We start from the raw sequence: 12,693 nt of genomic DNA on the forward strand, positions 1-12,693 counted from the left end.
CGAGACATCCACACGGTCGTGCTCGTCGGTATCGATCTCGGCGTGAGTGAGCAAGAGAAGACGGCGGTGGGAATTCTTATCCGCGAACCCTCCCTACGTACGGTCATGACACTCGAGGTCGAACCCCCCGAGCCGCCGGAACTGGACTTCGTCGATCCCAACGAGTACGACGACGCGACGATCAGCGCCGAGGGTGACGTCGACTACCGCCGCGAAGAGCTCCAGGCGTTCCTCGAGAACGGTGCCTGGGAGGAGGCCTTCGAAGAGTGGCGTGACGACACCGATCTCGAGGAACGCGAGTACGAGATCGCCCGCGATCTCGATCTCTTCGCGGGGTTCGATTTCTTCTGGGACGACTTCGCCGACAGAGTCGGCTACCACGCGCCCGGAATCCCCGAGGACTGGCAGGCCCGGGAGTACCATCCGGAACTCGACACGTGGGGAACCGTCTCCTCGATCAACGCCGAGTTGACCGAGTTCGGTCAGATCGTCTCAGTCGTCCTCAAAGAGGAGTACATCGATTGGGAGGCCGAGTACGAGCCCCCAGAGGATCTGCCGGATTTCGACTGATACCCCGAGCGTGTCGTCTCCCGACGAAACCGTAGCGATACCCGACCCGGCAAACGCAGGGATAACGTAGTTTCTCGTAGTTCGATGTATCTCCGGACGGGGTCGACTATGAGCGAGTCCGAATCGATTCAGTACGAGGCCGAGAACCTCGCGTTCGTCTACCAGGACGAGACCGAGTCCGGCCTACGGCCAGGCCGTCCTCATCGCAGTCACAGCGGTAACAGCGCGGAAGCCCACCGGCTTTAGCGGTGGGAGGAAGCGCATACGCTCCGCGAAGCAATCCACCGACCACAGCATTGCCGACTCCCCCAACGCTATACAAAATATTAATAAAAAGTAACCATTACTGTGATATACATGGCGTGGGAGGTGACTCGAACGGTTCGCGTCCGTCTCGACGTGCCCGACGACCGCAAGAGTGACCTCCACGCCACCAACGACAAATTCCAGTACTGCGCGAACCGCACCGCAGACTGGGCGTGGCGCTACCCCGACGAGGACTGCGTAACCAGCAAGAACGAAGCCGAAGACGCCATCTACGACGACCTTCGTGAAGAAACAGACTACCTGCACGCGAACCCCGTCCAGAAGGCGATCAAACGCGCCACCGACGACATCGACAACTGCGTTGACCGGCTTGCTGACGGTGAGAACACCAGTAAGCCAGAGTACGACACGTTCAGCATCGTCTACGACAAGCGGGCAGCGACCTACTACCGAGACAAAGTCAGTCTCGCCACCGTCAACGGCAGAGTCGAATGCGACTACGACCTACCCGACGACCCGGACGATACACCACACGGTGAGTATCTGCTGAACGACGACTACTCATTTTCGACCAGCACCGTCCATTACGACAGCGAAGCCGACGAGTTCTACCTGCACGCTGCAATGGAACGAGAACTCGACGTTGAACGTCCTGAGAAAGCCGAGCATTCGAACGTGCTTGGCGTGGACTGCAACGTTGATGACCACATTGCAGTGACCTCTACGGGCAGGTTCGTCGGCAACGCTGACTATCTCAACCATCAACGCCGCGAATTCGAAAAACGACGGGCCAGCCTCCAACAGACTGGAACACGGAACGCCCATCTGACGTTCCAGCGCATTGGCGACAGGTTCGGTCGCTGGAGCGAAGACTACCTTCATCGGTGTTCCAAAGAGATCGTCGCGGAAGCCAAGCGCCACGGCTGTACGCACATCGCCTTCGAGGACTTGGAGCAGATCCGAGAGCGTATCAGCGACGACAAGAAGTTCCAGCAGTGGGCGTTCCGCGAACTGCAAGAACAGACCGAACACAAGGCGGAACTGGCTGGTATCGTGGTCGAAACAGTCGAACCGTCCTATACCAGTCAGCAATGCTCGAAGTGTGGCTGTACGCTCGAAGAGAATCGTGACGGCCAGCACTTCACGTGTCTCGACTGTTCGTACTCGGCAAACGCCGACTACAACGCAGTCGTCGGATTACATCCGACGGGCAGCAAAGTCGCGTAGCGACTTTGCGACGGCGAAAAACGTTGCCCGGAAACTCGCACTCAAACTCCAGCAAGGGCAGAAGTCCCCTGTTGGAGGGGCGTTCTGTCAGTACGCCCTGAAGTCGGGGACAATGATCGTGAACGCTACTGACGTGGCGTCCGACGCCTACGTGTCGGCAGAACAGGAGTCCACCGACAAGCCAACGGCTTCAGCCGTTGGTAGCTGACGACACACCGTTCGACCCCACTTTCCTGCGTTCGATACCGCACACTGGAGCGACCGACAGCCGCGACTCCAGTCCGCGGCGAGATGGCGATTCAGTTCTCGAGGACGAGTTGCCTACCCCGACCACTCCCCGGAGATATCACCAGCGATGTTGTTCCGCCAGTGGTCGAACTCGGCCGCACAGTCGGCGTTCTCGTCGATGTGATCGACGAACCCCGCGCCGGGGGACGCCAACTCGTCGCCACAGAACGGACAGGCGATCGGGTCGGACCAGTTCGTCGTCGTGTTGACTGCCATTGTACCCTACTCTACTGGAACCTCCCAGATAAACGTAGTCGGCTAGGATATATTACAATCATATGTGGTATAATCACCCTTATATTCTTTGGCGACCCTGTCCATCGAGGAACACCGCTCGGGCAACCACGAATCCACTCGAGCGGGACCGTCTCGAGTCGACCGCTATCGAACCGGAGGGTATTCGTCGGTTGGTGCCTGACCGCCTCGATGGACCCGGATGTCGCTTCGAGAGTCGGCCAAGCGGCTCACCCACTACGACGTGCTCGTAGTGACGGCTGCGATCTGGTTTCTCGCAAAATTCCTCCGGTACGCGTTCCCGCCGCTTTTCGACTCGTTTCAGATGAGTTACGGCGTTTCGAACGCCGTGCTCGGCACCGCCTACACTGGCTTTATGCTCGTCTACGCGCTCATGCAGTTTCCTTCGGGCGTGCTCGCGGATCGGTTCGGGTCGGTCGGCGTCATCACTGCGGGCGCAGTCGTCGCCGGGGTCGCCGCACTCGCGTTGCTCGTCGAGTCGCCGTTTTTCGTCCTCGTCGTCGCGATGCTCGTCATAGGTGCCGGCACCGGCGCCCACAAGACCGTCGCCGTTCGGCTCTTATCCCACGCCTACCCCTCGCGGACGGGCCGAGCGCTGGGTGTTTTCGATACGTTCGGTACCTTCGGCGGCGTGGTTGCGCCGGCGGCAATCGTCGCCGTCACGGGCGTCTCCTACGCGCTGGGTGCGAGCTGGCGGGTAATCTTCCTCGTCGCCGGTCTCGTCGGTCTCTCGCTTGCCGTCGCCTTCCGGCTGCGTGTCCCGAAACGCGTTCCGAGCGCAACGGAGGGCGACGCCGCCACCAGCGCCGCCTCTGCGATCGATCTCGGGCAGTACACGACCCTGTTCCGTGACTGGCGGTTCTCGGTCTTCGCGCTCCTGACGGTGCTGTTCTCGTTCACCTACAATGGGTTCGTCGCGTTCGCGCCGCTGTATCTCACACAGGAAGCGGGTCTGACCGACGCGGCCGCCGGACTGCTCTACAGCGCGCTGTTTCTCGCGAGCTTAGTGCAACTCGCGACCGGCGATCTCAGCGATCGAGTGGGTCGACTCCCGCTTATCGTCGGCACGCTCGGTCTGGCCTCGGTCGCGTTGATCGTCTTTATCGTACTAACTGGTGTCGTCGGTCCGGTCGTCCTCGGCGCCGCATTGATCGCCGTCGGGATCGGTTCCCACGGCTTCCGACCGGTAAGGGGTGCGTATCTCATGTCGGCGATCCCCGACGAGGTCGCCGGCGGCGGCCTTGGCGTCGTCCGGACGCTGCTGATGGGCGCCGGTGCGGTCGCGCCGGCCATCGTCGGCGTGGTCTCCGACGTCGCCGGCTTCCAGCCTGCGTTCGGCCTCCTCGCGGCGTCGATCACTGCCGCGACGGTCCTCGGCGCGTTGCTCTGGACTCTCGAGTGAGGTGATTTTCACGCTAACGTAGCCACGAGCACATCGATTTACCGTGGAAAGAGTTAACACGCCAGGAAGAATGCGTTAACACATGGCATTCGCCGAGCCACTCGAGTACGAGTGTGTCGCCTGTGGCCGCCGTGAGACGGTCGCGGACGCGCTCGTCAGCACCTGCCGACGATGCGGGGGCGAGATGCGAAACGTCGAACTGATTAGCGAGTGATCCCGTCGAACGACACAACCGACGGCCGGTCGGCTGCAAACGACGACATCGGTTTTTTTGCGCCCGTTCGTGGTAGCCCGCCGTATGTATTCACAGACCGATCTCGACGCCGTCGAGCCCCGAGACCTCGAGGGGGAAGCACCGACGTTGCTCCCGGTCGGACTCGAGCTCCAGCCCGAGCAGTTGCGTCCAAGCGTCTGGCACTACGAGAAAGGCGAGGAAAACGCCTACCACCGCCAGGAGCAACAGGAGGAGCTGTACGTCGTCCTCGAGGGGACCGTCGACGTCACCATCGAGCGCGGCGACGACCGCGACGTCGTCGAACTGACGAAACACGACTTTCTGGTCGTCCCGCCGGAGTCGTGGCGCCAGCTCCGGGCCGTCGAGGAGAGCCGCATACTGGCGATCGGTGCCCCTAACGTCGACGACGACGGTATCCTCGAGGACGAGGCCGAGTAGGCCCGCGCGGATATACTGTCAGCACGATTGGAGATCGAGCGCTCGACTGCGGCCGTCCCCGCGGATGAGAGCCACGACGTCGCGACCGACAGTTCATACGGACTGCTGTACCCTCGAGGGCACGTTTTTTGCACCTCGAAATCATCAGTTCAACCGAAATGTCCGCCGAGAATCCGATCGCCGAGGTCGTCGACAACCTCGTGTACGAACCGGTACAGGTCCACGAGCACGGGATCGATCTCACCGTCAGCGCGATCTACGAGGTCGCCGCCCCCGGCCGACTCGACTTCGGTGGCGACGAACTCGAGGACGCCGACCTCGAACCGGTGGCTACCGAGCTCCGGAATCCGGACGACGACTACGGCTGGTGGGACCTCGAGGGCGGCCAGTACGTCCTCCAGCACAACGAGTTCCTGACCGACCTCGAGGAGCCAGTACAGCTCCAGCCGCGAAACGAGTTGCTGGCTCGGGGCGGCTCCCACCCCTCGATGCTGGTCGCCTCACACTTGCCGCTGATTCCGTTGACCGTCGCCGACGGTGGCCTACAGATCAAGGAGAACGCGCGGGTATCGACGCTGATTCCGCTCGGTTCGTCACCGACACGCTCCGAGTGAGCCGTCGGAGACGGCGGTCATCGACGTCAATCGGCTTCTTCTGCCGTCTCGTCGTCTTCTTCGCGGAGTTTGAACTTCTGGACCTTCCCCGTCGTCGTTCGAGGGAGTTCCTCGACGAACTCGACCTCACGGGGGTGTTTGTACTCCGCGAGATTGGTCAGACAGTACTCTTTGATCTCGTCTTCCGTAACGTCGGCGTCGGAAGTGGGAACGATAAAGGCCTTTATCGTCTCGCCACGCCGTTCGTCGGGAATACCTGCAACGGCGGCGTCGGCGACGGCCTCGTGTTCGAAGAGCAACTCCTCGACTTCGCGCGGGTAGACGTTGTAGCCGCCCGTGACGATCATATGTTTCTCGCGATCGACGACGTAGAAGAAGCCGTCTTCGTCGTGATACCCGATGTCGCCGGTGTGGAACCAGCGTGTGTCCCCTTCCTCGGTGAACGCCTCCTCGTTGGCCCCGGGCAGCTCGTAGTACCCTTTCATCACGTTCGGCCCGGAGACGACGATCTCGCCGGTGATCTCGTGGAGGTCCGCCTCGTCTTCGTCGACCGGCCCCTCTTCGATCGGGTCGACGGCCTCGAAGGACTCGTCGACGACCTTCGCGTCGATTCCTGGGAGGGTCGTGCCGATGCTCCCGACGCGACGGCCTTCGTCCGGGCTGTTGAAGTGAGTGATCGGGCTCGTTTCGGTCAGCCCGTACCCTTCGTAGATCGTCGCGTCGTAGAGCTCTTCGAACGTTCTGAGTACCTCGACGGGGATGCCCGATCCGCCGACGCCACAGAGACGCAGTGAGGAAAGATCGAACTCCTCGGCGTTGGGTTGGTTGATGATGTCGTTGTACATCGCGGGAACGCCGTGCATGATGGTCAGGTCCTCGTCCTCGATGAGCGAGAGGGCGTCCTGGGCGTCCCACTTCGGCATCGGATAGAACGCCCCGCCGTTGAACAGCGTCGCGTTCATCACGACGGTCATCCCGTAGATGTGAAACAGCGGCAACACGCCGAGAGACCGATCGTCCGGTCCGATCCCGTCGGGAGCCAGCTGTGCTGCGGCGCCGGCGTTCGAGACGAGGTTTCGGTGAGTGAGCTGGACGCCTTTCGGCTGGCCGGTCGTACCGGACGTGTAGGGTTGGACCGCGACGTCGTCGTCGCCACGATCGGCGATTTCGGGATCTCCTGGCTCGAGAAACGCCTCGAACTCGGTGGCGCCGTCGGCCTCGCCACCGACGCTGACGACGTGCTCGACGGCCGTTTCGTCGCGTACCTCCTGGACGAACGGGACCAGATCGGCCAGCGTCACGACCACCTTGGCCTCGCTGTCGGCGAGCAGGTGGCCGATCTCGCGGGCTTTGTACTGGGGATTCATTGGGACGACGACCCCGCCTGCACGCAGCGTTCCGTGGAACCCGATCAGAAACGGCGGGACGTTCGGCAGATAGAGCGCGACTCGATCGTCGACCCCCAGCCCCCGCTCCTCGAGGGCGGCGGCGAACGCGCCGGTCTGCCCCCAAAACTCCTCGTAGCTCGTCTGGGCCCCTTGAAACTCGATCGCGGTGTTCTCGCCGTGGTCTTCGACTGCAGCCTCGAGGCTGGTGACAATGTTCGCCATGATCTATGTAGTATATTCACACACCTTTTCAAAAAGATTGGCAAGAGGCGGGTCGGCGGTTCCGCAGCCCCTTGGGTCAGTTCGCGATGGTCTGGTGCATACGAGAGAGCAACCGCTCCTCGCGGACGGTACGCCCGAGGCTGTCCGTATCCTCATACTGCCGGACAGCACGATTCACCGATCGGTCGCGCGACTGCGGCCGTCCCGCGGGTGACGGCCGCGAGTTCGCGACCGACGTGTTACTGACTGCTGTCCGGCAGTATCAGTCGGTTCCTCGTTTCGGTCGGTGGCAGTGGTGTGGGTGTGTTCGTCGAACGCGATCACGACGGATCGATCCAGGCGAGGACGTCGCCTCGCTCGAACTCGTCGTCTTCCTCGAGGGCGATCTCGTCGAGCGTCCCGCTTTCGGGTGCCGGAACGTCGACGCTTACCTTCTCGACCTGGAACTCACAGAGATCGTCGCCCGCCTCGACGCGGCTCCCTTCGCTCAGAAACCAGTTGACGACGACACCCTCGTCCTCGTCCGTGTCCGCCGGCCAGACGTCACCGGTCTCGACGGCGACGCGGTCGTCGGTTGCAGTCATTCGTTTGCGTTTCGAACGGCGGTTTCGATGTCCTCGACGCCCGGAATGACCTCGTCCTCCATCGGTCGTGCATACGGGATCGGAACGTCCGGAAGGGCGACCCGTTCGACGGCCTCGAGATCACCCAGGCCGTCTTCGGCCACGCTCGCAACGATCTCTCCGGTGACGCCGTATGACTGGTAGTCCTCGTCGACGACGACTAGCCGTCCTGTCTTCGAGACGGACTCTCGGACGGTCTCGGTGTCGAGTGGCACGAGTGTCCGCAGGTCGATGACTTCGGCGTCGATCCCGTCCGCTGTGAGTGACTCGGCAGCCTCGAGCGCCCGGTGGACGTGGAGGCCGAGCGTGACGACAGTCACGTCCGATCCCTCGCGTTTGACGTCGGCGCTGCCGAAGGGGATCGTGTACTCGTCTTCGGGAACGCCGGTCTTTGGCCCCTCGGGTGCGGGCATCCAGCCGATTCCCATCAGCCGTTTGTGGAACATGTAGACGACCGGATCGTCGTCGCGGATGGCGTTGTGCATCAGCCCCTTCGCGTCGTAGGCGGTCGACGGCACGACGACTTTCATCCCCGGCAGGTGTGCAAACGTTCCGTAAAGCGTCTGGGAGTGTTGGGCGGCGTCGTTGTAGGTCCCACCGACCGCCGTCGTCAGTACCATCGGAACGCTCACGCTGGCGCCGCTCATGTAGGTATTCTTGGCCATCTGGTTGTAGATCTGGTCCATAGCGACGCCGAAGAAATCGACGAACATGAGCTCCGCAATCGGACGCATTCCGGCCTGGGCCGCGCCGACGGCTGCGCCGAGATAGGCCGTCTCGCTGATGGGGACGTCCATGATCCGATCGTAGCCGAACTCCTCGAGCAGCCCCTCGGTGCTGTCGAAGATGCCGCCGTAGTCGGCGACGTCCTCGCCCATATAGAAGACGTCGTCGTCCTCGCGCATCTCGTGAGCGATCGCCTCGACCATCGCCCGGCTCATCGTCAGCGATCGCTCCGTCTGCTGTGGTTCCTGTTGGGCCATCAGTCGTCACCGCCGGTCTCAGCGAGAGACGGTTCGCTGTCGGTCACGCCCGACGGGGGATTCACGAACACGTCCTCGTAGGCGTCGTCCGGCTCCGGCTCGGGCTGTTCTGTGGCCCACTCGATCGCCTCCTCGACGCGCTCGCGGGCCCGGTCGCGCAGCTCCTCGATCGTCTCGTCGTCGACGCCGTGGGCACGCAGCTCCGACTCGAGGCGTTCGATCGAATCCCGTTGTTCGGCCGCTTCCTGATCTTCCGCCGGACGGTACGCCTCGGGGTCGCCCATGAAATGGCCCATTCGCCGGTGGACCTGTACCTCGAGCAGCGAGGGGCCGTTCCTGTCTCGAGCACGACCGATGGCCTCTCTTGCGGCCTCGTAGACGGCGACGGCGTCGTCGGCGTCGACGCGCGTTCCCGGCATGTCGAACCCGTCGGCACGCCGTGCACCGTTCTCGACGTCCGTGATACGGTCTTTGGGCATGCTGATCGCCCAGTCGTTGTCCTCGACGACGAAGACGACGGGCAGGTTCTGGACGGCCGCCAGGTTCAGCGACTCGAGGAACGCGCCCTGGTCGATCGCGCCCTCTCCGAGGAACGCCACTGCGACGCTGTCGGTGTTTTGTTTTTTCGCGGCCAGTCCGGCACCGACTGCGGGCGGACAGCCCTCGGCGATGATCCCGCTACACGCGAAGTTGACGTCGGGATCGAAGAGGTGCATGTGGCCGCCTTTCCCCTTGCTGGGTCCGCTCTCACGGCCGAAGATCTCGGCGGTCATCCGCTTCAGGTCGACGCCTTTCGCGATGGCGATGTGGTGGGGTCGGTGTGGCGCCGTCACCGTATCGTCATCGCGCAGGTGTTGACAGACGCCCGCGCCGGAGGCCTCGTGGCCCGCTGCGAGGTGTAACTCGCCCGGAATCGGGCCAGCGGAGATATCGAAGGCGGGCTGTTTCCCGACCAGATACTCCTCTTGCAGTCGCTCTTCGTAGTGACGGGCCGTCACCATCGTCTCGTACATTTCCTGTAACTCGTTACCAGATACCATACTATGCCTGTAAGGCTGATGCGACGAACGGCAAAATAGCTACGCCCCATGGCAGTAGAGCTGAGACGGGCTACTGTAGCGATGCCCCGACGCGAACGCGACCCGTCCGACTCGCATCAGAACCGACGGACAGCAGCCCGAATGAAGCCACGATAGTAGGCCTCGAGGCTATATACGTTCGTGCTCCTAACGTTCGATAGAATGTATCTGGACGTGCTCGTTCCGACGGACGGGAGCGACGGGACGCGACGATCGATCAGTCACGGGCTGGCGATCGCCGAGCAGTTCGATGCGACGATCCACGCGCTGTCGGTCGTCCCGGAAGGCCCACTCGGAACGCTTCAAAGCGACGCGGCGATCGACGCCGCCCACCGTGCAGTCGAGCGAATCGAAACCGAAGCCGCGCAGAACGGCGTCGACTCCGAAACGGCGATCGAACAGGGCATCCCCCACGAGGAGATCCTCGCGTACGCCGACGACCACGACGTCGATATGATCGTCATGGGGACACAGGGCCGGACCGGCCTCGACCGCGTGCTGGTCGGCAGCGTCACCGAACGCGTCGTCCGCATGGCCGACACGCCGGTCGTGACCGTTCGACTGACCGAGGACGTTCGGATCGGGGACGCCGACGAGGCCGAACGGATCGCTCGCGAGGCAGTCGCCGCCGAGGAGAAGTCGATTACGGCGGACGAGCCCACCGTCCTCGAGGCCCCACATCGGACCAGCGCGTCCTGGATCGTTCCCCTCGAGACCGAGTCGGGATCCGTCCACGTCCACGTCGATGCGCTCTCCGGCGAGGCACGGATCGCGAGACGGAACGAGTAGCTCTGACGTCATAACGCCGGCAAGCGGCCGCGTGACGGCTCGTATCCGTAGCCTACCGGTCGTGTATCGTGTCCGTTCGATCCGTAACGACACCCATCCGATCTGCATCAGCAAACGAATAGTTTCAATATCAAATTTGGTCGAGCAACGGTAGGGTAACTTTTTGCTGTGAGTTCGGGTCGAAACCAGGAGGAGGCCAGACGCGTGAACAGACGATCGATTCTGAAAGGGGCTGCTGTTGGAGGTATCGTCCCGGCGACGTACGTCGGTACAAGGCGGTTCGGGAGCGAGGAGACCGCCGCCGAAGCGACCACCGAACGGACGACGTCCGCGAAACCCGACGCCGAGGAAACGGACGCCGACGAAGACAAAACGGCGGTATCGATCCGGATCGTCGACGTTCCCGACGCGATCCCCGGCGGCGCGTTCCTCGAGTGGAGCGTCGAAGTCACGAACCCGACCGATCAGCCAGTCCGCCCGACTCTCGAGTACGCCGTCGACGGCGAGTCGGCCGGAAGCGTCACGCTGACCGTCGATCCCGGCGAGACGGAGCGGCCGTTCCCGGTAAGCGTCCCGACTGAACCCGTCGCCGAGGACCGTCCGCTCGAGATCCACGTCGAGACCGAGACCGACGTCGACACGGCGACGGTCACGCTGCTTGGCGTCGACGAGTTGGCTCCCGATCTGCTGTTTCCCGATCGAGAGCTTCGAGTCCGGCCCGGAACCACGGTTCACTTCGAGGTCGGCGCCGTCGACCCCGAGACACCGCAGACGACGAGTTGGTGGGTCGACAGCGAGAACGTCGGCGACTCGCTCGGGGCGTGGCAGGCGACGTACTTCGCCGATCAGGGCGCCCACTACTGGCAGGAGACGTTCGACGAGCCGGGGACCTACGAGGTCGCCGCTTCCGTCGCTGTCGACGACGAACGGTACCGGGCGAGTTGGACCGTCGAGGTCGCCGAGACGCGACCAGAGGGGCTCGCCGATCCCGTCATCGAGGCCGGACGCCCGGCGCCGGGCGTCCTCGAGGTCGGCCCTGACGAAGCGGTCGACCTCGAGATCGACGTCGCTGATCCGGACGGGAACCTCGACCGGGTCGTCTGGTGGCTCACGCAGGCCGATACGATCCTCGGGGTGAGCGAGGTTTCCGGCGAGTGGGATACGGCCACGCTATCGGTCGACGGTGGGCTCTGTCACACCTGTGCGATCATCCCCTGGGTGATCACGGGCGACGGCACGTTCACCGACGCGCCGGTGTGGGTCGTCGACCACCCCGGTCTCGAGTCGCCCGAACTCGGTGACGACATCGGTCTCGGAGACGAGCACGGCTTCGGACGGTAGGTCGCAGTCGCGGTCGACGGTCGTCTGGTCTCTGCCGACGTTGCCCCCCCTCGCACTCGTGAACGTATCGGTGTTCGCTATAGGAGTCACTGAACGTCACTGCATACCCGTCACGTAGTCGTCGTGCGATCGGTGTGTCAATCGTTCCAGTTGTTATACTGTTGGACAGCACGATTCACCGTCGGTTGCACGACTGCGGCCGTCTCCGACGAGGACGGCCATGAATCCGCGACCGACGGGTCATTGACTGCTGTCCGACAGTATTACTGTAGTCGACCGCCACTCGAGAGGGAGTTACTCTCTGCCAACATGATTGGCCAACAAACATATCTGGACTAACGACGTTCGTTCGAACGACGAGGGTGGAACACCAGTCGTTGCCAGAGGGGGTTCCGGCTCTGAGACAGCAACCTCGTCGTTCCAACGTCGGCCGGTTTCGGCTGACCGTTCGATACTTGTGACACCGTCCGCTGTTCACGGACACTGTTGTGTTCATCGGACTCGGGATCGAAACACGTCGTGTGATACGGTCTCCTGTAGTCAGTTACCGCCACCACTAGTGTCAGTCGATGTGATCGACTGAGCCTTCATTTCAGTCGTCGTGTTCATCGAATTGGACATGAGAGGTGCGATTGGTTGCACTGTCGGCGTCAGGGTGACGACCGCAATGAGGACAGGGCTTCCCTGACCGGGCTTCGTCGATGAACCCGGACGCAAGAATCGAGGCGGGGAGCGCAAACATCCCGATTCCGAGGATGGCTGTTAGGCCGCCGAATAGCTGTCCGACCGCGGTCACAGGGTATATATCACCGTATCCGACAGTCGTGAGGGTGATGATGCCCCACCAGAGCGTCTGCGGGATGGATGTGAACGTTTCCAGCTGGGCCTGGTGTTCGACGAGGTAGACGAGACTAAACGTAGTGACGAGCAGTACACTGTTGACGACTGTCACGACCATCAGATCACGCTTTT

Annotated in this window: 14 protein-coding genes and 1 pseudogene; 9 read left to right on the forward strand and 6 right to left on the reverse strand. The window is 62.6% G+C overall.

All coding sequences use genetic code 11. The features are described 5' to 3' along the window. The first annotated feature begins 105 nt into the window (after nt 1-105). The 3 genes and pseudogenes from RBH26_RS00860 to RBH26_RS00870 all read left to right on the forward strand — a co-directional run bounded on the left by RBH26_RS00860 (nt 106) and on the right by RBH26_RS00870 (nt 2,272). A complete protein-coding gene (locus RBH26_RS00860) occupies nt 106-570 on the forward strand; it encodes a hypothetical protein (protein WP_306755930.1) in 465 nt (154 codons plus the stop codon). A 108-nt stretch (nt 571-678) separates the two neighbouring features. After that, complete coding sequence (locus RBH26_RS00865) at nt 679-816, forward strand: hypothetical protein (RefSeq protein ID WP_306755932.1); 138 nt, start codon at nt 679-681, stop codon at nt 814-816. A 111-nt stretch (nt 817-927) separates the two neighbouring features. Beyond that, a pseudogene (locus RBH26_RS00870) lies at nt 928-2,272 on the forward strand (transposase). A gap of 113 nt (nt 2,273-2,385) precedes the next feature. Here RBH26_RS00870 and RBH26_RS00875 read toward each other — a convergent pair. After that, entirely contained in the window at nt 2,386-2,568 is a 183-nt protein-coding gene (locus RBH26_RS00875) for a hypothetical protein (RefSeq protein ID WP_306755935.1), read from the reverse strand. Nucleotides 2,569-2,788: 220 nt separating this feature from the next. On the opposite strand from RBH26_RS00875, the gene RBH26_RS00880 reads away from it, so the two are divergent. The 4 genes from RBH26_RS00880 to RBH26_RS00895 all read left to right on the forward strand — a co-directional run bounded on the left by RBH26_RS00880 (nt 2,789) and on the right by RBH26_RS00895 (nt 5,296). Then, the gene (locus RBH26_RS00880; RefSeq protein ID WP_306755936.1) at nt 2,789-4,009 is read left to right on the forward strand and encodes an MFS transporter; all 1,221 of its coding nucleotides are present in this window, start codon (nt 2,789-2,791) and stop codon (nt 4,007-4,009) included. Between the two features lie 82 nt (nt 4,010-4,091). Continuing rightward, a complete protein-coding gene (locus tag RBH26_RS00885) occupies nt 4,092-4,223 on the forward strand; it encodes a rubrerythrin-like domain-containing protein (RefSeq protein WP_306755937.1) in 132 nt (43 codons plus the stop codon). Nucleotides 4,224-4,307: 84 nt separating this feature from the next. Then, nucleotides 4,308-4,682: a cupin domain-containing protein gene (locus RBH26_RS00890; RefSeq protein ID WP_306755938.1), complete on the forward strand. Its 375-nt coding sequence runs from the start codon at nt 4,308-4,310 to the stop codon at nt 4,680-4,682. Nucleotides 4,683-4,840: 158 nt separating this feature from the next. Continuing rightward, on the forward strand, nt 4,841-5,296 hold the full coding sequence (locus tag RBH26_RS00895; RefSeq protein WP_306755939.1) for a dCTP deaminase: 456 nt from the start codon (nt 4,841-4,843) through the stop codon (nt 5,294-5,296). 26 nt (nt 5,297-5,322) lie between these two features. On the opposite strand, the gene RBH26_RS00900 is transcribed toward RBH26_RS00895, so the two are convergent. The 4 genes from RBH26_RS00900 to RBH26_RS00915 form a co-directional block, all read right to left on the reverse strand. Further along, nucleotides 5,323-6,906: a long-chain fatty acid--CoA ligase gene (locus RBH26_RS00900; RefSeq protein WP_306755940.1), complete on the reverse strand. Its 1,584-nt coding sequence runs from the start codon at nt 6,904-6,906 to the stop codon at nt 5,323-5,325. A gap of 320 nt (nt 6,907-7,226) precedes the next feature. Next, on the reverse strand, nt 7,227-7,490 hold the full coding sequence (locus RBH26_RS00905; RefSeq protein ID WP_306755942.1) for a lipoyl domain-containing protein: 264 nt from the start codon (nt 7,488-7,490) through the stop codon (nt 7,227-7,229). Then, nucleotides 7,487-8,512: an alpha-ketoacid dehydrogenase subunit beta gene (locus RBH26_RS00910; protein ID WP_306755943.1), complete on the reverse strand. Its 1,026-nt coding sequence runs from the start codon at nt 8,510-8,512 to the stop codon at nt 7,487-7,489. Before RBH26_RS00910 ends, RBH26_RS00905 begins: the two co-directional genes overlap by 4 nt. Beyond that, nucleotides 8,512-9,525 carry a thiamine pyrophosphate-dependent dehydrogenase E1 component subunit alpha gene (locus RBH26_RS00915; RefSeq protein ID WP_306756307.1) on the reverse strand — a complete coding sequence of 338 codons (1,014 nt, stop codon included), beginning with the start codon at nt 9,523-9,525 and terminating at the stop codon, nt 8,512-8,514. The genes RBH26_RS00910 and RBH26_RS00915 overlap by 1 nt, the downstream gene beginning before the upstream one ends. Nucleotides 9,526-9,753: 228 nt before the next feature. Between RBH26_RS00915 and RBH26_RS00920 the strand changes: the two genes are divergently transcribed. Continuing rightward, on the forward strand, nt 9,754-10,380 hold the full coding sequence (locus RBH26_RS00920) for a universal stress protein (protein ID WP_306755944.1): 627 nt from the start codon (nt 9,754-9,756) through the stop codon (nt 10,378-10,380). Nucleotides 10,381-10,584: 204 nt separating this feature from the next. Continuing rightward, the gene (locus tag RBH26_RS00925) at nt 10,585-11,721 is read left to right on the forward strand and encodes a hypothetical protein (protein ID WP_306755946.1); all 1,137 of its coding nucleotides are present in this window, start codon (nt 10,585-10,587) and stop codon (nt 11,719-11,721) included. A gap of 592 nt (nt 11,722-12,313) precedes the next feature. On the opposite strand, the gene RBH26_RS00930 is transcribed toward RBH26_RS00925, so the two are convergent. After that, nucleotides 12,314-12,679, reverse strand: coding sequence for a potassium channel family protein (locus tag RBH26_RS00930; protein WP_306755947.1), 366 nt, complete (start codon nt 12,677-12,679; stop codon nt 12,314-12,316). Between the last annotated feature and the right edge of the window lie 14 nt (nt 12,680-12,693).

Source organism: Natronolimnohabitans sp. A-GB9, from assembly GCF_030848565.1.
Lineage (GTDB): Archaea > Halobacteriota > Halobacteria > Halobacteriales > Natrialbaceae > Natronolimnohabitans.